This window comes from Nocardiopsis potens DSM 45234 (assembly GCF_000341105.1).
GTDB lineage: Bacteria > Actinomycetota > Actinomycetes > Streptosporangiales > Streptosporangiaceae > Nocardiopsis_A > Nocardiopsis_A potens.
The window spans coordinates 26504-48634 of the sequence record NZ_ANBB01000046.1 but is presented as its reverse complement, the minus strand read 5'-3'; the positions used below and the strand labels follow the sequence as shown (position 1 = coordinate 48634).

The following is a 22131-nucleotide window of genomic DNA, read 5'->3' as shown; positions in this document are numbered from 1 at the left end:
CCTCCGCGCCCCGCGCGCCCGCAACGAACGGAGAGCCCTCCATGCCCGCGGACCGCTCCCTGGACCGCCTCGCCAACGCCACCCTGCTGGTGCCGTTCGAGTCCACCTCCGCCCCCCGGTGGATCCTCGACGGCCTGGCCGACGGCATCGCCGGCGTCTGCCTGTTCCACAACAACATCGACCTGTCCGGCGGCCCGGACGCCCTGGTCGCGCTGAACCGCACCCTCTCCTCGGCCGCCGCGGCCCCGCTGATCTCCCTGGACGAGGAGGGCGGCGACGTCACCCGGATCGGCCAGGCGGCGGGGAGCGACTACCCCGGCAACGCCGCGCTGGGCGCCATCGACGACACCGCGCTCACCCGCGACGTGCACGCCGCCCTCGGCGCGGAGCTGCGCGGCCTCGGGTTCAACCTGGACCTCGCCCCCTCGGTGGACGTGAACACCGAGGACGACAACCCCACCATCGGCACCCGCTCGTTCGGCTCCGACGCCGCGCTGGTCGCCCGGCACGCCGCGGCGGCCGTGCTCGGCCTGCAGGACAGCGGGATCGCCGCGACCGCCAAGCACTTCCCCGGCCACGGCGCCACCAGCCAGGACTCCCACGTCGACCTGCCGGTGGTGGAGGCCTCCGCCGAGCTGCTCCGCTCCCGGGAGCTGCTCCCCTTCCGCGCCGCCGTGCAGGCCGGCACCCGCGCGGTGCTGACCGCCCACATCACCCTGCCCGGGCTGGGCGTCACCGGGCCCGCCACGCTCAGCAGCACCGTCCTGGTCGACCTGCTCCGCGGCGAGCTGGGCTTCGACGGGACGGTGATCAGCGACGCCCTGGACATGGCGGGGGTCAGCGGCGAGATCGGCGTCCCCGAGGCCGCGGTGCGCTCCCTGGCTGCCGGCTGCGACCTGCTCTGCCTGGGCCGGTTCTGCTACGCCGAGGAGGTGGCCGCGGTGCGCGGGGCGATCACCGCGGCGGTGCGCGAGGGGCGGCTGCCCGGCGAGCGCCTGGAGGAGGCGGCCGAGCGGACCGCCGCGCTGCGCGCCTGGACCGCCGACCGGCCCGCCCCGGAACCGCCCTCCGCCTCCGGGCTGGACGGGGCCCGGCGCGCGGTCGGCGTGGACGGCGTGCTCCCGTCCCCGGCCGAGCTCGCCGACCCGGTCGTGGTGGAGCTGGACGTGCCGACCGGGATCGCGGTGGGCGAGGTCCCCTGGGGGATCGCCCCGTGGTTCCCCGGCACCGAGCGGCTGGACGCCGCGGCGGCCGACCCGGAGCGGGTGCTGGCCGCCGCCGCGGGGCGGCCGCTGGTGGCCGTCGTCCGCGACGCGCACCGCTACCCGGAGGTCCGCCGGTTCGTCGCGGCGCTGTGCGGCCGCCGCCCGGACGCCGTGGTGGTGGAGATGGGCCTGCCGGTCTGGCGGCCCGAGTGCCGGGCCCACGTCCGCAGCTACGGCGCGGCCCGGGTGAACGGCCTCAGCGTCGCCGAACTACTCGGCGGGGCGGTGCGCACCCCGGTGCGCTGAGGCGGGACGCGCGGCCCCGCGCCCACCTCGTTGAGCTCAGGGCCGTCGTCTTTTCCCGGCCCCCTTTCCACCCGGTGGAGCGCGGTCGCCTCCGCGGGCCGGGCAAAGATGACAAGCCGGAGCTCAACGGGGTGGGGCGGTGCCGCGGGTAGCGCGATGCTGGGGGCGGCGGGGCGCGCCCGGTGCCGCGCCTCGGTAGGGTGAAAAGGCGGCCCGCACCGGGGCCGCGTCCTCGGAATCCGGCAGGAGCAGCCTGGCATGACCCCGAACCGAAGGATCCCGGCGGCGCACCGCCGCCCCTTTGCACCGTCCTCCTCTCGATTCACGGCATAATCGCAGCATGCGCCTTTCTGCCCGGGTCGATTACGCGTTGCGCGCCGCGGCCGAACTCGCAGCCGCCAGTGGCGGCCCGGTTACGGCCGAACAGCTCGCGCGCGCCCAGGCCATACCCGGAAAATTCCTGGAGAACATCCTCACCCAGCTGCGCCGTGCCGGCCTGGTGCGCAGCCAGCGCGGCCCGGTCGGCGGCTACTGGCTGGCCCGCGCCGCCTCGGAGATATCGCTGGCCGACATCATCCGCGCGGTGGACGGTCCGCTGGCCAACGTCCGCGGCGAGCGCCCGGAGGACGTCGACTACGACGGTGCCGCCCGCAGCCTGCAGCTGGTCTGGATCGCGCTGCGCGCCAGCGAGCGCTCCATCCTGGAGAGCGTGACCCTGGAGCACCTGTCCACCGGGGATCTGCCCGGCCCGGTGCGCCGGCTCGCCGAGGACCCCGAGGCCTGGGCCAGCTGACCCTCCGCCGGCCCTCTTCCGCCTCCGTCCCTCCCCCGGCACGCTCCCGCCCCTCCCCGCACCGGTCCCGGTGCCGCGGAGCCCTGCCGCGTGCCGGAGGGCCCCGGGGCGCCGGCAGCACCGGGAGCGGCGGAAGGCGCCCGGACGCACATGCGGCGGTGGCGGCCCCGCTCCTGGGGCCGCCACCGCCGCATCGTCCGAGTACGGACTTCCGTTGTTCAGGTGTGGAGGAGGCGCGGTGTCCGGTTCCGGCCCCGCCCCGGTCCGGGGAGGGCGGCCCCGGAGGCGTCAGACGCCGACCATGTCCACCACGTCGGGGACCCGGTCCGGCACCTGGTCGATGTCGATGCGGCCGTCGGACACGGACTCGGCTGGGACCGATCCGCTGAGCAGGGCGGCCTCCTGCAGCTCTGCGAGCGCGAGCTGGTCGGCGACCTCCCGCAGCACCTGGGAGAGCGGAACGCCCAGCGCCCCGCAGATCGAGGAGAGCAGCTCGGAAGAGGCCTCCTTCTGCCCGCGCTCGACCTCCGACAGGTAGCCCAGCGAGACCCGGGCCTCGGCCGACACCTCGCGGAGGGTGCGGCCCTGTCGCTGCCGAAGCCGCCGTAGCACGTCACCGAGCAGGTGACGAAGCAGGACCATCATTCGCGCTCCCTCCCAGCGGTAGCGACCATCATGAAAACACCGTACCTGCCCACCGCCTGATCGTCGCACCTCATGACCAGCTGTTCGCTGGAGGGGTAACACGATCTTGATGTCGATTTGTTCCCCACGGCGCGTGTCTTGAACGGCCCCGGACCCGTTATTTCCCGGGCTCGCCGGTAACGGTCGAGGTCAGCAGGGAGAGGGCGGACAGCGCGGTGTGGAACCTGATCCCGGCCCGGTCGCCGCCGAGGTCCAGGCGGAGTCCGGTGGTCCGGCGGCCGGCCGCGGCCACCGCGATGTAGACCCGGCCCACCGGCATCCCGTCGTGGGGTTCCGGGCCGGCCACCCCGGTCACCGCGAGGCCGGTATCGGCCGCCAGGGCGCTCCGCGCGCCCTCCGCCATGGCGGCCGCCACATCGGGGTGGACCGCGCCGTGCCGGGCGAGCAGCCCGGGATCGACCCCCAGCAGGCCCGCCTTGACGCCGGTGGCGTAGGCGACGATCCCGCCCCGGTAGACCGCGGAGGCGCCGGCCACCGAGGTGACCGCCGCACCGATCATGCCGCCGGTCAGCGATTCGGCGGTGGCCAGCGTCAGGCCGCGCTCGCCCAGGGCGCGCAGCGCGTCCCGGGCCTCCTCGCCGAGGCGTGCGGCCTCCACCCGGCTAGCCCTCCGCGCCCCGGCGGGCGGCGCGGCGCAGCCGGACCGCCTGCTGCACGTAGTCCGCACCGGTGACCATGGTGACCACCAGCGCGGCGGCCATCACCACGTGCGCCACCAGGTGCAGCGGCTCGGGCAGCGGGAACAGGTACACCGCGATCGCCACGATCTGCAGGACCGTCTTGAGCTTGCCGCCCCGGCCGGCCGGCATCACCCCGTAGCGGATGACCGCGAAGCGCAGCGCGGTGATGCCCCACTCGCGGACCAGGATGGCGATGGTCACCCACCACCACAGCTCGCCGAGCAGGGAGAGGACCACCAGCGCGGCGCCGGTCAGCGCCTTGTCCGCGATGGGGTCGGCGAGCTTGCCGAAGTCGGTCACCAGGTTGCGGCGCCGGGCCAGCTCCCCGTCGATCCGGTCGGTGACGGCCGCGAGCACGAAGACCCCGAACGCCGCGTAGCGCCAGCCGGGCTCCGGCAGGAACATGAAGACCACGAACAGCGGCACCATGACCAGTCTGCTCATGGTGAGGATGTTCGCGATGTTGAACACCGGAACCGGCGGGGAGGGCGACTCCGGGGCGCTCATCGGGTGTCCGGGCGGTCGTCGGGGGCCTCGGCGACCAGGTCGACGCCGTAGGCCTCGGTCACGGTGGCGCCGACGATGTCGCCGACCCGCAGCCCGGTGCCGTGCACCACGGTGCTGCCGTCGACCTCGGGCGCCTGGTGCGCGGCGCGGCCCTCGTAGGCGCCGTCGCCCAGGTCGGACTCGATGAGCACGTCGACGCGGGTGCCGATGCGCTCCTCGGAGCGCTGCGCCATGAGCTCCTCCGCCAGCCGGTTCAGCCGGTCCACCCGCTCCGCGACGACGTCCTCGGGCAGTTTGCCCTGGTGTCCGGCGGCCTCGGTGCCGTCCTCGTCGGAGTAGCCGAACACGCCGATCGCGTCCAGCCGGGCCTCCTCCAGGAACGCGGTGAGCTCGGCGAACTCCTCCTCGGTCTCGCCGGGGAAGCCGACGATGAAGTTGGACCGCGCACCGGCCTCCGGCGCCTTGGCGCGCACCGTGGAGAGCAGCTCCAGGAAGCGCTCCCGGTCGCCGAAGCGCCGCATCCGGCGGAGCAGCGGACCGCTGGCGTGCTGGAAGGACAGGTCGAAGTAGGGCACCACGCCGGGGGTGCCGGTGAGCACGTCGATCAGGCCCGGGCGGACCTCGGCCGGCTGCAGGTAGCTGACCCGGACCCGCTCGATGCCCTCCACCGCGGCCAGCCGCGGCAGCATCTTCTCCAGCGAGCGCAGGTCGCCCAGGTCCTTGCCGTAGGAGGTGGAGTTCTCGCTGACCAGGAAGACCTCGCGGACGCCCTGCCCGGCCAGCCACTCGGCCTCGCGCAGCACGTCGTCGGGGCGGCGGGAGATGTAAGCGCCGCGGAACGCCGGGATGGCGCAGAAGGTGCAGCGCCGGTCGCAGCCCGAGGCGATCTTCAGGTTGGCCACCGGGCCGCCGCTGAGCCGCTTGCGCGGGACGCGCGGGCCCGAGGCGGGGGCCACCCCTTCCGGCAGCGGCTCGAACGCGGCGTGCCCGGGGACGTGCGCGCCGGAGGAGGGGCGCTCCGTCGGCGAGATCGGCAGCAGGGTGCGCCGGTCCCGGGGGTCGTGCGGGACGAGCTTGCGCCCGGCGACGACGTCGTCCAGCCGGCCCGCGATCTCGGTGTAGTCGTCGAACCCGAGGACCTGCGCCTCGGGCAGCGCCTCGGCGAGCTCGGAGCCGTAGCGCTCGGCCATGCAGCCCGCCGCGACGACCTTCGCGCCGTTGTCCGCTGCGCTGAGCAGCGCGTCGATGGAGTCCTGCTTGGCGGCCTCGATGAAGCCGCAGGTGTTGACCACGACGACGTCGGCGTCCCCGCCGTCGTCCCCATCGACGAGGTCCCACCCGCCGGCCGCGAGCCGGCCGGCGATTTCTTCGGAGTCAACCTCATTTCGCGCACACCCGAGGGTGACGAGCGAAACAGTACGGCGCGATGACATAGCTTCCAAGGTTAAAGGAGATCGGGTGCCCGGAGTGACCCGGCTTGGCTACCAGCCTAGATCCATTCCACCCGAACTCCGGCCCGGACCCCGCCGGAACCGCCCCCGCACCCCCCGCACCGGCGTCCCCGCACCACCGGTGACCAGCCTCACCTTCCCACCCCCGCCCAGGGCTCCAGAGGTCCAGGGGGTTCCGACCGAGGGGCGACGGCAGAGGAAGGGACGGGGCGGAGGCGATCGCCCGAGCGCGGCGTCTCGCGGGGTCGGGGTTCAAGCAGGCGGCGACGGCGGGAAGAGGGCGTGCCAGCTGGTCGGTCGGGCACGGCGCCTCGCGGAGCGAAGGTCAAGACGGGCAGCGAGGGCGAGAGGGGGACCGGCCGGTCGGTCAGGCGCGGCACCCCACGGGGTGAGGGTCCAAGCAGGCGGCGACGGCGGCAGCGAGAGGACCGGCCGGTCGGTCAGGCGCGGCGTCTCGCGGAGCGAAGGTCCAAGCAAGCAGCGACGGCAGAGGTAGGGCCGGGGCCGGGCGTCTCACCCGGGCGCGGCGCCCCACGGAGCGGGGGTTCAAGCAGGCGGCGAAGGCGGGAGGGGGCCGGGCGCCGCGTTCACCGGCACGGCACGTGCCCCCGCCGAGGGTGCCCTTATCCCTATATGCCTGGTTTGCGGCGGGGATCGAGCGGGACCGGGGGTGCCCTGCGCACCGCGAGAGCACCCCGATTACATCTACCAGCGAGTAGTAAGCCCCGAAGCCCCCACCGCCCCTTCACTGATCACCCAGAGTGGTCAAGGCGGGCTCTCCCTGCAGGGCAAAAGCGACATCTCGCTCCCACCCCTGCCCTCCCCGGGTTCCGGCCCCCTGCATCCCGGCCTTCCGGGCGGCTCGAACCCCCACCACCGGCCCGATCAGGGCGATTCAGCCCCTCGGGGCCCGATCCGGGCCGGGATGCGCGCCCAGGAATCACCGGGGTGCTCTCGCGGTGCGCAGGGCGCCCCACTTCGCCATCACCCTACGTATTCGCCCAGGTCAGAGAGGGTCAGCGGTTTCAGAGACGGCCGACCCCGACGCCCGGGCAACGCGGGCACGGCGAACCCGCCCCCGGCCCGCCCCTCCCTGCTCTGCCGCACCCGACCGACCAGCCGGTTCCCACCATCGCCCTCGCCGCCCGCTTGAACCCCGGCCCGGCGAGGCGCCGCGCCCGGGCGACCACCCTCACTCCGCCCCTACCGCTGCCGTCGCCGCCCGCTTGAACCTTCGCTCTGCGGGGCGTCGCACCGGACCGACCGGCCGGTCCCCACCCGCCTTCGCCGCCCGTCTTGACCTTCGCTCCGCGGGGCGCCGCACCCGACCGACCAACCGGTCCCCCACCCGCCCTCGCCGCCCGTCTTGACCTTCGCTCCGCGGGGCCCGGCACTCGGGCGACCGCCTGTGCCCCCACCTCTGCCGTCGCCGCCCGTCTGAACCTCCACCCCGTGGGGCGCCGCGCTTGGCTGGGAGCCTGTCGGGATTGCGGGAGGCTCGCTCGATCCGCTCCGCACACGGAGGCGGCGGGGCCCGGTCGGACCCCGCCGCGTTCGTCATGCTCCGCCGTATCGGCGGCCCCGTCACGGGGCGAGCTCGTCCGCTCGGAAGGTGAGACGGGTCATGCGGCCGGTCTGCTGCTCCTCGCCGTTGACCGCGACGCGGACGCTCGACGGGTCGCCGAGGTGGAGGTTGAGCTCGTCCGCATCGGTCCACTCCCGGCTGGTGCCCTGCGGGACGGTCCCGGTGTAGACCACGGCCCCCCTGGCATCGGTGACCTCCACCCAGGTGCGCTCGGTCGCCTGCAGCCGGACCCGGACCTCCTCGGCCCGCTGCAGGGCCTGCGTGGTGTCGCTGGCCTGCTGCGGCTCCTGGTCGCGCAGCGCCGCGTGCTCCTTCGCTGCGGTCCCGGCGTCCTCGGCGGCCCCCTTCTCCGCCTCGCCGCCGCCGGCACCGTCCGCGCCGGCCGCGCCCCCTTCCCCGACCACGGCCCCGGACTGCTCGCCGGCCTTCTGCTCGATGCCGGCCTCGCGCACCTCCTGGATGCCCCCCTCCGGCCAGGCCCGGATGCCGGCGATCACCGCCGCGGCGACCAGGCAGGCGGCCACCCCCAGCGGCCAGTTCCGGCGCAGCCACCCGGGGCGCTCGGTGCTCGCGCCCAGCTCGCCCCGGCCGTCGCTCGGTGCGCCGCCCTCCTCGGGCCGGCCCTGGCCGGGCGGGTAGGGCGTCGTGTACTCCCAGTCGCCGGTCGCCGCGGTGAGCACCGTTCCGTCTCCGGTCAGACCCAGGCCGCTCCAGGGGGAGCCGGCCCGCAGGGCGGCCGGCGCCGCGCCGGTCCGACCCGTATCCCCGGCCCGGCCCGCCTCGGCGGCCCGGGCGTCCCTCGGTGCGGGCACCTGCGCCACGGGCGGCTCGACCGGGTCCGGGCGCCGGGCGCTGCTTCCGGAGCGCCGGAATCCGCCGGCGGCGGCCCCGCCGCCGCTCTCCGGGGCGGGCAGCCCCAGGACCTCGTGGATCGCGAGGCCGGGGTCGACCGGGCGCACGGTGCTGCCGGCGCGGCCCGGACGCCCTCCCCTGTGCCCCTCGGACGCCGCGCCGAACGGCTCGGCGCCGCCGCCGGCGGGGGCCTCCGCCGAGCGGTACGCGGCGGGCGCCACCGGGTCCGGGGCCGGGCGCCCCTGCTCCGCGGGGGCGTCCCGGTACGGCTCGCGGCGCTCCGCCGCGCCGCCGGCCACCGGCCGCCCGAACTCGTCCGGCGCCGGCTGCTCGACCGGAGAGAGGCCGTGCCCCGCCGACGCGGTCCCGCGCCGACCGAAGCCCGCCGCGGGCACCGCCCCGTCGGAGGGCCGATGCTCCGGGTCGGAGAGCCGGTGCTCCGGCCCTGCTTCGACCGGCCCGGCCTCGACCGACTCGGCTTCGGCCGGTCCGGCCGCCGCCGCGTGCTCCTCCGCCGGCCGCTCGGGCACCGCGTGCTCCTCGGGCCCGGCCTCTCGGCGCTCCGGCTCGGGGCGGGCGGTGCCGGCGCCGAGGATCCCGCCGGTCGAGCGGCGGGAGCGGAAGGCGCCGAGCCCGGCGGTCTCCAGGTTGATCGGGGGACGGTCGCGCCCCTCGTCCGCGTCCTCCCGGCCGACGTCCGGGCCGGGGAGCTGGGGGGCGCCGCGCAGCGACGCCTCGCCGTACTCCTCCTCCGCCGCGGCCGCCGCCGACTCCTGCAGGCCGTTCTCCGGCGTCGCGCCGGGGAAGGGATCCCACGGCTGCGTGTCGGGGAGAGGCGCAGGCCGGTCCGCGACCGACTCCGCGGCGGCCTCCGACCGGTGCTCCGCGGCGCTCCGGACCGGTTCCGCCGGCCCGTCCGCCGGGGCGGGCCGGTACTCCCCGGCCGCCTCTGGAGCGGCCTGCGCCGCTTCCTCCTCGGGTCGGGCCGCCCGCTCGGTGCCGACGGCCTCCCGCGGCTCCGCGAACGCCGCCGCCTCCTCGGGGCGGGCGGCGGGCTCCGGGGCCTCTTCGAGCGGTGCCGGGGGCGGCGCCGGGTGCGGTACCGCCCGGCGGTCCTGCCCGGCCTCCTGGGGGTACTCTCGCGCCCGCCGGTCGGGCTCCGGCCGGCTCTGCTCCGGCCAGGCCTGCTCCGGCAGGTACTCCTCCGGGTAGGGCTCGACCCGCGGGTAGGACTCGACCTCCGAGTACGGCTCCCCCCGGTACCCCTCCGCCTGGGGGGCGGGGTCCGGGTGGCGCCCCTCCGCCGGGTGCCCGGGGCGGTCGGCGTCCGGCCGCTGCTCCCCCGGGGCGCGCCGGTCCTGGTGGGCGCCGTCCGCCTCCGCGGTGAAGGCGCCGACGGCCTCGGCCATCGCGGAGCGCAGCGGGGCGAACAGGCCGCGGCGCTGCGGGCGGCCGTCTCCGGCCCGCCCCGCCTCCGCGCCCCCCGCCGCCCCGTCCGGCGGGTCGGCGTTGGCGCGCGCCTCGCCGCGGACCGGCCGGGCCGTCCGGGCGGTCCGGCCCGCCCCTTCGCCCAGCGGCGAGGAGGCGGCCGAGGAGTGCTCCGCGTCGTACCGCTCGACCAGCTCGGTCGGGTCGACGCCGAGCTCCCGGCAGACCGCTTTGATGTGCCCTCTGGCGTAGAAGTCGCCGCCGCACGGGCCGAAGTCGTCGTGCTCCATGCCGTTCAGGACGATGTCCCTGATGCAGGTGCGGGCGCTCAGCTCGGCGATGGTGTACCCGGCCCGGTCCCGGGCCGCGGTGAGGATCTGTCCGATCGTGCTCATGGCCGCTGCCTCCGGCTGCTCCCCTGTGTCCACCTCAACCACTGTGCACCTCACTGAGAGTGATCGAGTGGTGACACTCCAGGGCAACGGGTTAAAAGTGAGTCAACGCGGCCGCGCGGGGCGGATCTGCCCGCCCTTCATCGCCTTCCCGGCGAATCGGACCTTTCATTCCCGCTTCACCGTTTCTCCGCCTTCCGGGCGGCCGCACCGGATCGGCCGCCCGGGTCAGCCGCCGCGCAGCTCAGCCAGGACGCCGGGCAGGTCGTCCGGCTGGACCAGGACGTCGCGCGCCTTGGAACCCTCGCTGGGGCCGACCACGTCGCGGCTCTCCATCAGGTCCATCAGCCGGCCGGCCTTGGCGAAGCCGACCCGCAGCTTGCGCTGGAGCATCGAGGTGGAGCCGAACTGGGTGGTGACCACCAGCTCGATCGCCTGGACCAGCAGATCCAGGTCGTCGCCGACCTCCTCGTCGATCTCCTTCTTCTTCGCCTCGGCGGTGCCGACGTCCTCCCGGTAGCTCGGCTCGGCCTGCTTCTTGCAGTGCTCGACGATCTGCCGGATCTCCTTCTCCGAGACCCAGGCGTTCTGCAGCCGGATGGGCTTGCCCGCGCCCATCGGCAGGAAGAGCGCGTCGCCCTTGCCGACCAGCTTCTCCGCGCCGGGCTGGTCCAGGATGACCCGGCTGTCGGAGAGGCTGGAGGTGGCGAACGCCAGCCGGGAGGGCACGTTCGCCTTGATCAGGCCGGTGACCACGTCGACGCTGGGCCGCTGGGTGGCCAGCACCAGGTGGATGCCGGCCGCGCGGGCCAGCTGGGTGATGCGCACCACCGAGTCCTCGACGTCGCGCGGGGCGACCATCATCAGGTCGGCCAGCTCGTCCACGATGACCAGCAGGTAGGGGTAGGGCTCGTACTCCCGCTCGCTGCCGGGCGGGGCGGTGAGCTTGCCCTTGCGCACCGCCGCGTTGAAGTCGTCCACGTGCCGGTACCCGGAGGCGGCCAGGTCGTCGTAGCGGCGGTCCATCTCGCCGACCACCCACTGCAGCGCGTCGGCGGCCTTCTTCGGGCTGGTGATGATCGGGGTGATCAGGTGCGGGATGCCCTCGTACATGGTGAGCTCGACCCGCTTGGGGTCGACCAGGATCAGCCGCACCTCGTCCGGGGTGGCCCGCATCATGATCGAGGTGATCAGCCCGTTGATGCAGGTCGACTTGCCCGCTCCGGTGGCGCCGGCGACCAGCACGTGCGGCATCTTCGCGAGGTTGGCCACCACGTTGGAACCCTCGACGTCCTTGCCCAGGCCGACCAGCATCGGGTGGTCGTCGCCGGTGGCCGCGCCGGAGCGCATCACGTCGCCGAGGCTGACTATGTCCTTGTCGGTGTTGGGGATCTCCACCCCGATCGCGGACTTGCCCGGGATCGGCGACTGGATCCGGACGTCGGCGCTCTTCACCGCGAGAGAGATGTTCTTGGTGAGCGCGGTGACCTTCTCCACCTTGACCGCGGGACCGAGCTCGATCTCGTACCGGGTGACCGTCGGGCCGCGGGTGAACCCGGTGACCTCGGCGTCGATGTTGAACTGCTCCAGCACCCCGGTGAGCGCCTCGACCACCTCGTCGTTGGCCCGGGTCCGGGGCTTGGGCGGGGTGCCCGGCTTGAGCAGGAGCGGGGCCGGCAGCTCGTAGTCGCCCTCGATCACCCGGGACGGGATGGACAGCTGCTCGGACTCGGCCGGGGCCGGGGTGGGCTCCGGCGGCGCGGGCGGCGGCGTCTTGGCCTTCGCCTTGGCCTTGGGCCGCGGCTCCGGTTCCACCACCGGGGTGTCGTAGGGGCGCTCGTTCTCCCCGCCGACCGGCTCCTCGACCGCGGTCTCGGCCGCCTTGGCCTTGGCCCGCGGCTTCCGCTTGGGCTTGGCCGGCTCCTCCTCGTCGCCGAGGATGCCCAGCCCGGAGTGGGGGCCGCCGTCCGGCTCCATCAGGCCGCCGAACAGCTGGCGCATCCGCTCCGGGATCCGGTGCACCGGGGTGGCGGTCACCACCAGCAGGCCGAAGACCATCAGCATGCCCAGCAGCACCCCGGTGACCCAGGGGGTGATCAGCGAGCTCAGCGGGCCGGAGGCGGCGAAGCCGATCATGCCGCCGGCGCGCTGGACCGCCTCCTGCCCGTCGGAGGGCCAGGGGATGCCGTGGCCGATGTGGATCAGCCCGAGCAGCCCGGCCAGCAGCGCGGCCGAGCCGATGAACAGCCGCCCCACGTCGGTCCGGCCGGTCCCGGGGGTGCGCATCAGCCGCCAGGCGAACGGCAGGAAGAGCAGCGGCAGCACCGGGGAGAAGGTGCCGAAGGCGCCCAGCACCACCGTCCGGGTGACCTCGGGCAGCGGGCCCTGGGTGTCCCACCACACCGCGGCCGCGATGAGCAGGCCGGCGGCGAGCAGCACCAGGCCCAGGCCGTCCCGGCGCAGGTCCGGGTCGAGGTCGCGGGCGCTGCGCCCGGCGGCGCGGGCGATGCCGCCGACGGTGTGCGCGAGCAGGCGCCACACCAGCAGCAGGGCCCGGCCGAGCCAGACGAACAGCATGGCGACCGGCCCCTGGACAGGGGCGTTCTTCGCGGACGGCTTCCTGGCCGGGGCGCTCTTCCGCGCCCCGCCGCGGGACCCGGAGGCCTTCTTGCCGCCTTGGGAGGAACCGCCGCCGCCCCGGGAGGAGCCGCCGCTTCGCCGGGAGGAGTTGGGCGCACGCGTGGCCATGGTGCGCAGCTTACTAAGGAACGCCGCGCGGATCGGCCGCGGCGCCGGGCGTGTCGCGCCCGGACGCCCGGACGCGCAGCGCAGGCCCCGGCCCCGGGCGCGGACGCCGCGGGGCCGGGCGGGCGGCCGTCAGACCTCCACGACCACCGGGACGATCATCGGGCGGCGCCGGTAGGACTCGTTGACCCACCGGCCGATGCCGCGCCGCACCAGCTGGCGCAGCTGGGCCGGGTCGGTGACGCCGTCGGCGGCGGCCCGCTCCAGCGACTCGGCGATCTTGGGCAGCACCTCGTCGTAGGCGTCGGCGTCGATGCCGGAGCCGCGGGTGTGGATCTCCGGCTCGCCGAGGATCTTGCCGGTGGTGGAGTCCACCGCCACCACGATGGAGATGAACCCCTCCTCGCCGAGGATCCGGCGGTCCTTCAGCGCCGACTCGGTGACGTCGCCCACCGAGGTGCCGTCCACGTAGACGTAGCCGGCGGGGACCGCGCCGGTGATCCGCGCCTTCCCCTTGTGCAGGTCGACCGCGACGCCGTCCTCGGCGATCACGATGCGGTCGTCGGACATCCCGGTGAGCTTGGCGATGTTGGCGTGCGCCCGCATGTGCCGCCACTCGCCGTGCACCGGCATGAGGTTCTTCGGCTTGACCATGTTGAGCACGTACATCAGCTCGCCGGCCGAGGCGTGCCCGGAGACGTGCACCAGCGCGTTGCCCTTGTGCACGATCTTGGCGCCCCACCGGGTGAGCCCGTTGATGACCCGGTTCACCGAGTTCTCGTTGCCCGGGATCAGCGAGGAGGCGAGCAGCACCGTGTCGCCCTCCTCGATCCGGATCTGGTGGTCCCGGTTGGCCATCCGGGTCAGCGCGGACATCGGCTCGCCCTGGGAGCCGGTGGAGACCAGCACGGCCTCCTCCGGGCGCAGGTCGTCCAGGCTCTTCACGTCCACCAGCAGGTCGCCGGGGACGCGCAGGTAGCCCAGGTCGCGCGCGATGTTCATGTTGCGCACCATGGAGCGGCCGACGAAGGCGACCTTGCGGCCGTGCGCGTGCGCCGCGTCCAGCACCTGCTGCACCCGGTGGATGTGCGAGGCGAAGCAGGCCACGATGATGCGCTGGTCGGCCTTGTCGAAGACCTTGTCGATGACCGGGGAGATGTCCCGCTCGCTGGTGACGAACCCGGGCACCTCGGCGTTGGTGGAGTCGGACAGCAGCAGGTCGACGCCCTCCGCCCCGTACCGGGCGAACCCGGCCAGGTCGGTGAGGCGGCCGTCCAGCGGGAGCTGGTCCATCTTGAAGTCGCCGGTGTGCAGCAGGTTGCCCGCGGGCGTGCGGATCCCCACCGCCAGCGCGTCCGGGATGGAGTGGTTGACCGCGAAGAACTCCAGGTCGAACGGGCCGAACGAGCGCCGCTCGCCCTCGGCCACCTGGACCGTCTCCGGCTTGATCCGGTGCTCGCCGAGCTTCGCCGACAGCAGCGACAGGGTCAGCCGGGAGCCGACCAGCGGGATGTCGGACCGCTCGCGGAGCAGGAACGGCACCGCGCCGATGTGGTCCTCGTGGCCGTGCGTGAGCACCAGGGCCTCGACGTCGTCCAGGCGGTCCCGGATGTAGTCGAAGTCCGGCAGGATCAGGTCGACGCCGGGCTGCTCCTCCTCCGGGAAGAGCACGCCGCAGTCGACGATCAGCAGCCGGCCGCCGTACTCGAAGACCGTCATGTTCCGGCCGATCTCACCGAGGCCGCCGAGGGCGACGACCCTCAGTGCGCCTTCGGCGAGCGGCGGCGGAGGCCCCAGTTCGGGGTGCGGGTGGCTCATGCGGATCCTTCCGTCAACCGTTCGACTCCCACGGCGCTGGCCGGGACGGCCTGATGCGGGGCGAGCCCGATCGGGCCCTTGACCCCGGCGGCGGCCAGGTCCTCGCGGAGCAGCGCCTGAAGCTCGGAGGAGGCGTCGGCCAGCGGGGTGCGCACCGGCCCGCCGGGCAGGCCGAACATGTTCAGCACCGCCTTGGTGGTGATCACGCCCTGGGTGCGGAAGATGCCGGTGTAGACGGGGGTGAGGCGCCGGTGGATGGCCAGGGCCCGGGCCACGTCGCCGCTGCTGTAGGCATCGATCATGTCGTGCAGGTCGGCGCCGACGATGTGGCCGACGACGCTGACGAAGCCGGCCGCGCCCACCGAGAGCAGCGGCAGGTTGAGCATGTCGCTGCCGCAGTAGTAGGCCAGGCCGGTGCGCTCCATCACCCAGGAGCTGGCGCCTATGTCGTCCTTGGCGTCCTTGTTCGCGACGATGCGCGGGTGCTCGGCGAGCCGGACGAGCGTCTCCGAGGCGATCGGGGTGCCGGTGCGCCCCGGGATGTCGTAGAGCATCATCGGCAGGCCGGTGGCGTCCGCGATGGCGGTGAAGTGCCGGAGCAGCCCCTCCTGCGGGGGCTTGTTGTAGTAGGGCGTGACGGTGAGCACGCCGTGCGCGCCGGCCCGCTCGGCCGCCTTGGCCAGCTCGATGCTGTGCCGGGTGTCGTTGGTGCCGACACCGGCGACGATGGTCGCCCTGTCCCCCACGGCCTCCAGCACGGCACGGAGCAGCCGGTCTTTCTCGTCGTCGCTGGTGGTCGGCGACTCACCGGTGGTGCCGCTGATGATCAGGCCGTCGTTGCGCTGCTCGTCGACCAGGTACGACGCGAGGCGGGCGGCGCCGTCGTAATCGACGTCGCCGTTCTCCTGCATCGGGGTGACCATCGCGGTCAACATCTGGCCGAACGGCGCGTTCGGGGTAGTGCTGGCTCCCATGATGCACAACGTACCGCGATCGGGCGCACGCTGCGGCCACGCCACCCCTCCGAAGTGGATTTTCCGCCCCTAACCACCCTCTCCGCCCGGCCGCGGACAACTCGCCCGGCCCCTCTCCCTCCTTCCCGCCACCGCATGGACTTCATCGGGCGGGACGGGGGAAGGCGGGGTCATGCACCGGCAGGTACGGGAGGCCGCAGAGTGCTTCGCCGCACTGCTCGAATCGGCGCGGACCGGCGGCCCGCGGTTCATCACCGAGCGCGGAGCGGAGCCCCCGCCGCACTGCTCCGCATGCTTCGGCGCCCTCCGCACCGCCCCGCCCGTCCCGGGCGGCGGAGAGGAGGACCGAAGAAGCGGCGCGACCGGACCTGATGTCCCCCTTGACCGATATGTGACGGGCGTTACAGACTTTCGCTCCGTCGGCCGCTGGTCAGGGCCGTTCTCCCCGGACACGGACAGGATTCATCCCCCATGCGCAGGTTCGGCAACGCGCTCGCGGCGTTCAGTACCCGTTGGATCCCCGATGCCTTCGTCTTCGCCGTCGGACTCTCGGTCCTGGTCTACCTGCTCGCGCTCGGGCTGACCGACCACGGGCCGGTGCAGCTGGTCGGTGACTGGTACGCCGGCTTCTGGGGGCTGCTGGAATTCGCCATGCAGATGGCGCTGGTGCTGGTCACGGGGTACGCGCTGGCGTCCTCGCCGCCCGCGGAGCGGGCCATCGCCCGGATCGCCGCACTGCCGAAGAGCGCGCCGGCGGCGTGCGCCCTCACCGCGGTCGGCGCCACGCTGCTCGGCATGGTGCACTGGGGCCTCGGCCTGATCGCCGGGGCGATGCTGGCGGTGCGGGTGGCGCGGTCCTGCCGGGAGCGCGGCGTCAAGGTGCACTTCCCGCTGCTCGCCGCGGCCGGCTACACCGGCCTGATGGTCTGGCACAGCGGCCTGTCCGGCTCGTCCCCGCTGCTGGTCAACACCGAGGGCCACTTCCTGCAGGACGCCATCGGCATCATCCCGCTCAGCGAGACCGTCTTCCAGCCGTTCAACCTGGTCTTCCTCGCCGCGATGCTGATCGGCGCCCCGCTGCTGCTGATGAGCATGCACCCGGCGCGCGAGGACGCCGAGGAGATCGGGGCCGAGGACGACGGCGAGGCCCCGGCCGGCACCGCGCTCACCAAGGCCGCCCGGCGGGCCCTCTCCCCCGCTCAGCGGCTCATGCACAGCCGCGTCCCGGTGCTGGTCGTGCTGGTGGCCGGGCTGGTGCACATCGTTCCCGCGATCATCGAGAACGGCCTGGTCGGCCTCGACCTGAACCTGCTCAACTTCGTGTTCCTGATCGCCGGCCTCGGGCTGCACGGCACCCTGGCGGGCTACGCGGCGGCCGCCGCAGAAGGGGCGAAGAGCGCCGCCTCGGTGATCGTCCAGTTCCCGTTCTACGCCGGGATCATGGGCATCATGGAGCACTCCGGGCTGCTGGGGATCGTCGCCGACTGGTTCGTCTCCTTCTCCACCCCGGCCACCTACCCCTTCTGGGCGCTGATCAGCGCCTGCCTGGTCAACCTGGCCGTGCCCTCCGGCGGCGGGCAGTGGGCGGTGCAGGGGCCGATCGTCGTGGACGCCACGGCCTCGCTCGGCCTGGACCCCGGCGTCGGGGTGATGGCGGTGGCGATGGGCGACCAGCTCTCCAACGGCATCCAGCCGTTCTGGGCGCTGCCGCTGCTCGCCCTGACCCGGCTGCCGGCCGGCAAGGTGCTCGGCTACAGCGCGGTGGTGATGGTCTACGGGATCGCCGTGGCCTCGCTGTGCATCTCGTTCCTGAGCTGAGCGGCCCGGAGGCCCAGCGGCCCGGAACACGCGGGAGGGCCGCCGCGCGGTGTGCGCGGCGGCCCTCCCGATACCGGTCCCGTGCCGGACCGTCCTGCCGCCCGGGTCAGTCCTCGGAGTCGGGGACCAGGAAGCTCAGCAGCCAGCTGACGATCGAGATCACCAGGGCGCCCAGCACCGCGGAGGGCCAGAAGTCGGCGATGGTGAAGTGGAAGCCGAGGACGCCCGCGGCCCATGCGGTGAGCATGAGCAGGAGCGCGTTCACGACCAGGGCCACCAGGCCGAGGGTGAGGATGTAGAAGGCGCAGCCGACCGTCTTCACGATCGGCTTGATGACCGCGTTGACCACGCCGAAGACGATCGCGATCACCGAGTAGGTGAGGATCTGCTCCGAGGTGGACCCCGTGGGGGCGATCTCGATGCCGTCGATCAGGTAGGCGGCGGCCGCCAGCGCCAGGGCGTTCACGATGATGCGGATGATGATGCTCACGCCACCGATGGTCCCACGGCGCCGGGCGCCGGCGTACGGGCCGGGGCGTGATTCCGGGAAAACTCAGAGGCCCGTCCCCCGCGGCGCCCGGGGCCGCTGGGTGGTCTCCCCTACGGGTCCCGGTGCGGTTCGCCACACCGGGCTCCTGCTGCCACGATGGCGCCATGTCCGCTGAGCGTTTCGTCCGCGCCGCCCGCATCGCCGACATCGACGACGTGGTGCGCATCCAGGTCGCCGCGTGGCGCGCCGCCTACGGGCCGCGCCTGCCCGCACCGGTCCTCGAGGAGATCACCGGCGAGGAGGCCGGGCGCCGCTTCCGCGAGCAGTGGCTCGCCGCGGTGCGCACCCCGCCGACCTCGCGGCACCGGGTGATCATCGCCACCGACACCGCCGGCGGGGAGGGCTCCGCGCCGCACCGGATCACCGCGGGGTTCGCCGCCCTGGGCCCGGCCACCGACCCCGACCTGTGGCCCGCCACCGACGCCGAGGTGTACGCGCTGCACGTGGACCCGGAGCTCGCCGGGGCGGGGCACGGCAGCCGGCTGCTCAACGCCGCCGTCGACCACCTCGTCGAGGACGGCTTCCGCACCGCGCACCTGTGGACCCTGGAGGAGGGCGACCCGCTGCGCGCCTTCGCCGAGTCCTCCGGTTGGCGCCCGGACGGCGCCCGGCGCACCGTGGACGCCGACGGCCTGCTGCCGATGGTCCGGCTGCACGTCGCGATCGGCGGCTGAGCACGCCTCCCCCGCTCCGGAGGACCCACCGCGGGCAGCGGCGCACCCGGTCCCGCGCGACCCGCACCGGCCGCGCCTCCGAGGCGCGCTCCGGGGCATGCGATACGGGCCCCGCGCACCCGCACCGCCCCCGGTGCGGGGCCGGTGCGGGTCCGGCCGCCGCGGCACGGCACCGGGGTCCGGACGGAGGGCGTCCGCGCTCCTGGGCGCGGAGGTGCGCGTACGCGGCGCTAACGTTGTCGGGTGAACTGCGCGCCCCGCGCCGCGCCGCCCGCCCGGCGGCGCGTCCGGCCGGGGCGCGCCGGGAGAGCACCGAGAGGAAGTCGCGCGCGTGGCCACGGTCAGCGAGTGGGTCGCAGGGGCCCGCCCCCGAACTTTGCCGAATTCGATCGTCCCCGTCGCGGTCGGGACCGGGGTGGCGATCGGGGCCGGCGGGGCGGTGTGGTGGAAGGCCGTGCTGGCCCTGGTGGTCTCGCTCGCCCTCCAGGTGGGGGTGAACTACGCCAACGACTACAGCGACGGCGTGCGCGGCACCGACACCGCCGAGCGGGTCGGCCCGATGCGGCTGACCGCCACCGGGACCGCCCCGGCCCGCCGGGTGCTCATCGCCGCCTGGGCGTCGTTCGCCGCCGCCGCCGTGCCGGGCCTGGTGCTGGTCGCCACCTCGTCGTGGTGGCTGCTGCTGATCGGCGCCGCCGCGATCGTCGCCGCCTGGTACTACACCGGCGGCCGGACCCCCTACGGCTACCGCGGCCTGGGCGAGGTCTCGGTGTTCGTCTTCTTCGGCCTGGTCGCCGTGGTCGGCACGGTCTTCGTCCAGCTCGGCTCGGTGCCGTGGCAGGCGTGGGCGGCCGCGGTGCCGATCGGGCTGCTGTCCTGCTCGGTCCTGGTCATCAACAACCTGCGGGACATCGGGACCGACTCCCGCACCGACAAGATCACCCTGGCGGTGCGGCTGGGCGAGGCCCGCACCCGGCTGCTGTACCAGGGCTGCATCGCCGCCGCCTACCTGGTCGCGCTGGCCACCGTCGCCGTCACCCCCTGGACCGCCCTGGTGCTGCTCTCCCTGCCGCTGGCCGTCCGCCCGCTGGGCCGGGTCCGCGGCGGCCAGACCGGCGGCGACCTCGTCCTCGGCCTCGGCGAGACCGGGAAGCTGCAGATGGCCTTCGGTGTGCTGTTCACCGTCGGCCTGTCCCTGGGCGCCCTGGGCTGACCGGCCCCGGGCGGGGCCGCCCGGCCGGGGCCGCGCCCCCTCACGGTGTTCTCGACGCCCGGGGACGCGCGGTCAGGCGTGGCCGCCCCAGGCGCGCCAGACGCGGGTCAGCGGGGCCTCGGACCGGTAGGGGTGCTCGCCGGTCCAGCGCCACAGGGCGCCCGGGCCGGCCAGGTCGAGGCGGTCCGGGTCGGCGGAGCCGCCCGGGGCCCGCCCGAACAGGCCGACCTGGCCGACCACCCGGGCGCCGCCCAGCACCCCGGGCAGGCCGCGCAGCCCCGGGGCGCGCAGGTCGAGGTCCTCGGCGAGCAGCTCGCGCCCGGCCAGCCGGACCCGGGTGGTGGCGAGCAGGGCGCCGCCCCGCTCGCCGGTCCGGCCCAGCACCAGGGCCTCCCGCCAGAGCAGCTCGGCCCCCTCGGCGAGGTCGGCGTCGATCTCGCGCAGCACGTCGGCCCCGTCGGAGACGACGAACGACGGCTCCGTCCAGCTCATCCTGGCGCCCTCGGCCAGCCGCACCGACGCACCCCAGGCGGCCCGGCCGCCGCGGGCGTTGTAGGCCACCGTGCCGTTGGGGTCGACCAGCTCCAGCTCGGCGCCGGGGCCGACGTCGATCCGGAGCCGCACGTCGTCGCCGGCGCACAGCGCCGCGCGGACCGCGGCGAGCGCGACCCGCAGCGCGGTGCCGGGCCGCCGCATCACCCGCGGCCGGAGGAAGGTCCCGGCCTCCAGGGCCACCGGCACGGTGCGCGCGCCGACCCGGCGCACGGCGATGACCGCGGGCTCGGCCGGGTTCAGGCCGCCCCCGCCGGATCCGGCGGCCGGCCCCGCGCCGGTCCCGGGCGCCCCCGCGGGCCCGGGCCCCGGGGCGGGGGCCCCGGTCTCCCGGGCCGGGAGCCGGGGCGCGGCGGTGTCGGTCCGCGTCATCAGTGCCCGTGTCCGTGGCCGTGCCCGTGGCCGGCGTCCTCCGGGCCGTGGCTGTGCGGGGCCATCGGGCCCGGGTCCTGCGGGGTGTGCGCGCCGCTGAGGTGCGCGGCCAGCACCTCGCGGACCCAGGAGCAGAGCCGGGCCACCGAGTCGGCGTCGGTGCGGGACAGCGCGAGCACCGGGCGGCCGTCGCGGGCCTTCTCCGCGTCGGCGACCATCTGCTCCACGTCCACCCCGACGTGCGGCGCCAGGTCGGACTTGTTGACGATGAGCAGGTCGGCGCCGCCGATGCCGGGGCCGCCCTTGCGCGCCACGTCGCCGCCGCCGGCCACGTCCAGGCAGAAGATCTGCGCGTCGATCAGGGCGGGGCTGAAGGTCGCGGTGAGGTTGTCCCCGCCGGACTCCACCAGGATCAGGTCGACCGGGGCGAACTCCTCCTCCATGTCCTCCACCGCGTCGAGGTTGGCGGTGATGTCGTCGCGGATCGCGGTGTGCGGGCAGGCCCCGGTCTCCACCGCGCGGATCCGCTCCTCGGCGAGCACGCCCGCCGAGCGCAGGAACCGGGCGTCCTCGTCGGTGTAGATGTCGTTGGTGACCACCGCCATGGACAGCTCGCCGGAGAGCTCCCGGCAGAGGGTTGCGATGAGCGAGCTCTTGCCGGTGCCGACCGGCCCGGCGACGCCCAGGCGCAGGGTGCGGCGGGCGGTGCCGGCTCCGCCGGCCGCGGTGTCCTCGGGCAGTGCGGTGTTCTCAGGCGACGCAGTGTTCTCAGGCAACGAACAGCCTCCTTGTCGTGTGCGCGTGCGCGCCGGCCCAGTGGTCGATCAGGGGGGCGGAGCACGCGGGGATGTCGTGGGGGGTGGCGGTCGCGGCGGCCTCCCGGACCACCTCCTCGATCCGAGGGGCGGCGGCCAGGAGCCGGTCGACCGCGGCGAGAGGGTCTCCGGGGCGGAGCTTGAGCGCCGCGGCGGTGACCGTCTGCACGTCGTCGTAGAGCGAGGCGCGCGCGGTCTGCTCGGCGGTCATGCCGAACGCCGCGCCCAGCGCGCCGAGGGCCACCGGGCGCAGCACCCGCAGCCCGGGCACGGCGCGGCCGGCGGTGTCCAGGGCGCGGACCGCCGGGTGGCCGGCGGCGACCCGGCGCGCCAGCCGGGCCAGCCCGCGGCCGAGCGCGGCCGAGGCCTCGCGCAGCGGCGCGCTGGGGGTGCGGGCCGCCAGTGCGGCCTGCACCGGCCCGAAGTCGACCGGTTCGCCGCGGGCGGCGCGCAGCGCCGCGACCGCGGCGGCCGCCTCGGTGCGGGCGACGGTGGCCAGCCGCGCCCGGATGTAGTCGGGGATCCGCTCGGCCGGCATGCCGGCCTCCAGCGCCGCCTCCAGGGTCGCCGAGTGGGCGTGCCCGCCGACGGGCAGCCGCGCGTCGGCCAGCAGCAGTGCGCCGAGCGCCCCCGTACCGCCTTCCATTCCGTTCCTCCTCGCCCGTGGCCGTCCCGTCCGCCTCCTCCCCTCCCGGC

17 protein-coding genes are annotated in these 22131 nt (G+C 75.0%); 5 read left to right on the top strand and 12 right to left on the bottom strand.

The window, feature by feature from the left end:
- Window positions 1-41: 41 nt before the first annotated feature.
- Both D459_RS0118895 and D459_RS0118890 read left to right on the top strand, forming a co-directional pair.
- Window positions 42-1511, top strand: coding sequence for a glycoside hydrolase family 3 protein (locus tag D459_RS0118895; RefSeq protein ID WP_017594568.1), 1470 nt, complete (start codon window positions 42-44; stop codon window positions 1509-1511).
- A gap of 340 nt (window positions 1512-1851) precedes the next feature.
- A complete protein-coding gene (locus tag D459_RS0118890; protein WP_026120536.1) occupies window positions 1852-2304 on the top strand; it encodes an RrF2 family transcriptional regulator in 453 nt (150 codons plus the stop codon).
- Window positions 2305-2592: 288 nt separating this feature from the next.
- Here the strand turns inward: D459_RS0118890 and D459_RS0118885 are convergent, their stop codons facing one another.
- From D459_RS0118885 to dapA, 8 genes are all read right to left on the bottom strand, one after another.
- The gene (locus D459_RS0118885; RefSeq protein WP_017594566.1) at window positions 2593-2949 is read right to left on the bottom strand and encodes a helix-turn-helix domain-containing protein; all 357 of its coding nucleotides are present in this window, start codon (window positions 2947-2949) and stop codon (window positions 2593-2595) included.
- 157 nt (window positions 2950-3106) lie between these two features.
- Window positions 3107-3607, bottom strand: a complete 501-nt coding sequence (locus D459_RS0118880) for a CinA family protein (protein WP_017594565.1) — start codon at window positions 3605-3607, stop codon at window positions 3107-3109.
- Between the two features lie 4 nt (window positions 3608-3611).
- Window positions 3612-4196, bottom strand: coding sequence for a CDP-diacylglycerol--glycerol-3-phosphate 3-phosphatidyltransferase (gene pgsA, locus D459_RS0118875; RefSeq protein ID WP_017594564.1), 585 nt, complete (start codon window positions 4194-4196; stop codon window positions 3612-3614).
- Complete coding sequence (rimO, locus tag D459_RS0118870) at window positions 4193-5629, bottom strand: 30S ribosomal protein S12 methylthiotransferase RimO (protein WP_026120535.1); 1437 nt, start codon at window positions 5627-5629, stop codon at window positions 4193-4195. Before rimO ends, pgsA begins: the two co-directional genes overlap by 4 nt.
- 1602 nt (window positions 5630-7231) lie before the next feature.
- Window positions 7232-9907, bottom strand: a complete 2676-nt coding sequence (locus D459_RS0118865; protein ID WP_026120534.1) for a RodZ domain-containing protein — start codon at window positions 9905-9907, stop codon at window positions 7232-7234.
- Window positions 9908-10132: 225 nt separating this feature from the next.
- Entirely contained in the window at window positions 10133-12481 is a 2349-nt protein-coding gene (locus tag D459_RS0118860; protein ID WP_017594562.1) for a DNA translocase FtsK, read from the bottom strand.
- Window positions 12482-12781: 300 nt separating this feature from the next.
- Complete coding sequence (locus tag D459_RS0118850) at window positions 12782-14467, bottom strand: ribonuclease J (RefSeq protein WP_017594560.1); 1686 nt, start codon at window positions 14465-14467, stop codon at window positions 12782-12784.
- Window positions 14464-15441 carry a 4-hydroxy-tetrahydrodipicolinate synthase gene (gene dapA, locus D459_RS0118845; protein ID WP_081620622.1) on the bottom strand — a complete coding sequence of 326 codons (978 nt, stop codon included), beginning with the start codon at window positions 15439-15441 and terminating at the stop codon, window positions 14464-14466. Before dapA ends, D459_RS0118850 begins: the two co-directional genes overlap by 4 nt.
- Before the next feature lie 471 nt (window positions 15442-15912).
- On the opposite strand from dapA, the gene D459_RS0118840 reads away from it, so the two are divergent.
- Entirely contained in the window at window positions 15913-17259 is a 1347-nt protein-coding gene (locus D459_RS0118840) for a short-chain fatty acid transporter (RefSeq protein ID WP_017594558.1), read from the top strand.
- Window positions 17260-17365: 106 nt separating this feature from the next.
- Here the strand turns inward: D459_RS0118840 and D459_RS0118835 are convergent, their stop codons facing one another.
- Window positions 17366-17749 carry a phage holin family protein gene (locus tag D459_RS0118835; RefSeq protein ID WP_017594557.1) on the bottom strand — a complete coding sequence of 128 codons (384 nt, stop codon included), beginning with the start codon at window positions 17747-17749 and terminating at the stop codon, window positions 17366-17368.
- A gap of 164 nt (window positions 17750-17913) precedes the next feature.
- Here D459_RS0118835 and D459_RS0118830 point away from each other — a divergent pair, with 164 nt between their 5' ends.
- Window positions 17914-18483, top strand: coding sequence for a GNAT family N-acetyltransferase (locus tag D459_RS0118830; RefSeq protein ID WP_017594556.1), 570 nt, complete (start codon window positions 17914-17916; stop codon window positions 18481-18483).
- 331 nt (window positions 18484-18814) lie between these two features.
- Complete coding sequence (locus D459_RS0118825) at window positions 18815-19696, top strand: 1,4-dihydroxy-2-naphthoate polyprenyltransferase (protein ID WP_026120532.1); 882 nt, start codon at window positions 18815-18817, stop codon at window positions 19694-19696.
- Window positions 19697-19768: 72 nt separating this feature from the next.
- Here D459_RS0118825 and D459_RS0118820 read toward each other — a convergent pair whose 3' ends face one another.
- The 3 genes from D459_RS0118820 to D459_RS0118810 are packed head-to-tail and all read right to left on the bottom strand — an operon-like array spanning window position 19769 to window position 22081.
- Window positions 19769-20620 carry an urease accessory protein UreD gene (locus tag D459_RS0118820; protein WP_017594554.1) on the bottom strand — a complete coding sequence of 284 codons (852 nt, stop codon included), beginning with the start codon at window positions 20618-20620 and terminating at the stop codon, window positions 19769-19771.
- Window positions 20620-21360, bottom strand: coding sequence for an urease accessory protein UreG (gene ureG, locus D459_RS0118815; protein ID WP_051065483.1), 741 nt, complete (start codon window positions 21358-21360; stop codon window positions 20620-20622). The genes D459_RS0118820 and ureG overlap by 1 nt, the downstream gene beginning before the upstream one ends.
- Before the next feature lie 28 nt (window positions 21361-21388).
- Complete coding sequence (locus D459_RS0118810) at window positions 21389-22081, bottom strand: urease accessory protein UreF (RefSeq protein ID WP_017594552.1); 693 nt, start codon at window positions 22079-22081, stop codon at window positions 21389-21391.
- Window positions 22082-22131: the final 50 nt, after the last annotated feature.

Excerpts from the sequence above, each read along its gene's own strand:
- D459_RS0118890 (WP_026120536.1), top strand. The coding sequence starts at position 1,852 with ATGCGCCTTTCTGCCCGGGTCGATTACGCGTTGCGCGCCGCGGCCGAA.
- D459_RS0118895 (WP_017594568.1), top strand. The coding sequence starts at position 42 with ATGCCCGCGGACCGCTCCCTGGACCGCCTCGCCAACGCCACCCTGCTG.
- pgsA (WP_017594564.1), bottom strand. The coding sequence starts at position 4,196 with ATGAGCGCCCCGGAGTCGCCCTCCCCGCCGGTTCCGGTGTTCAACATC.
- D459_RS0118860 (WP_017594562.1), bottom strand. The coding sequence starts at position 12,481 with ATGCTGTTCGTCTGGCTCGGCCGGGCCCTGCTGCTGGTGTGGCGCCTG.
- D459_RS0118830 (WP_017594556.1), top strand. The coding sequence starts at position 17,914 with ATGTCCGCTGAGCGTTTCGTCCGCGCCGCCCGCATCGCCGACATCGAC.
- D459_RS0118840 (WP_017594558.1), top strand. The coding sequence starts at position 15,913 with ATGCGCAGGTTCGGCAACGCGCTCGCGGCGTTCAGTACCCGTTGGATC.
- D459_RS0118865 (WP_026120534.1), bottom strand. The coding sequence starts at position 9,907 with ATGAGCACGATCGGACAGATCCTCACCGCGGCCCGGGACCGGGCCGGG.
- dapA (WP_081620622.1), bottom strand. The coding sequence starts at position 15,441 with ATGGGAGCCAGCACTACCCCGAACGCGCCGTTCGGCCAGATGTTGACC.
- D459_RS0118885 (WP_017594566.1), bottom strand. The coding sequence starts at position 2,949 with ATGATGGTCCTGCTTCGTCACCTGCTCGGTGACGTGCTACGGCGGCTT.
- D459_RS0118820 (WP_017594554.1), bottom strand. The coding sequence starts at position 20,620 with ATGACGCGGACCGACACCGCCGCGCCCCGGCTCCCGGCCCGGGAGACC.
- D459_RS0118850 (WP_017594560.1), bottom strand. The coding sequence starts at position 14,467 with ATGAGCCACCCGCACCCCGAACTGGGGCCTCCGCCGCCGCTCGCCGAA.
- D459_RS0118810 (WP_017594552.1), bottom strand. The coding sequence starts at position 22,081 with ATGGAAGGCGGTACGGGGGCGCTCGGCGCACTGCTGCTGGCCGACGCG.
- rimO (WP_026120535.1), bottom strand. The coding sequence starts at position 5,629 with ATGTCATCGCGCCGTACTGTTTCGCTCGTCACCCTCGGGTGTGCGCGA.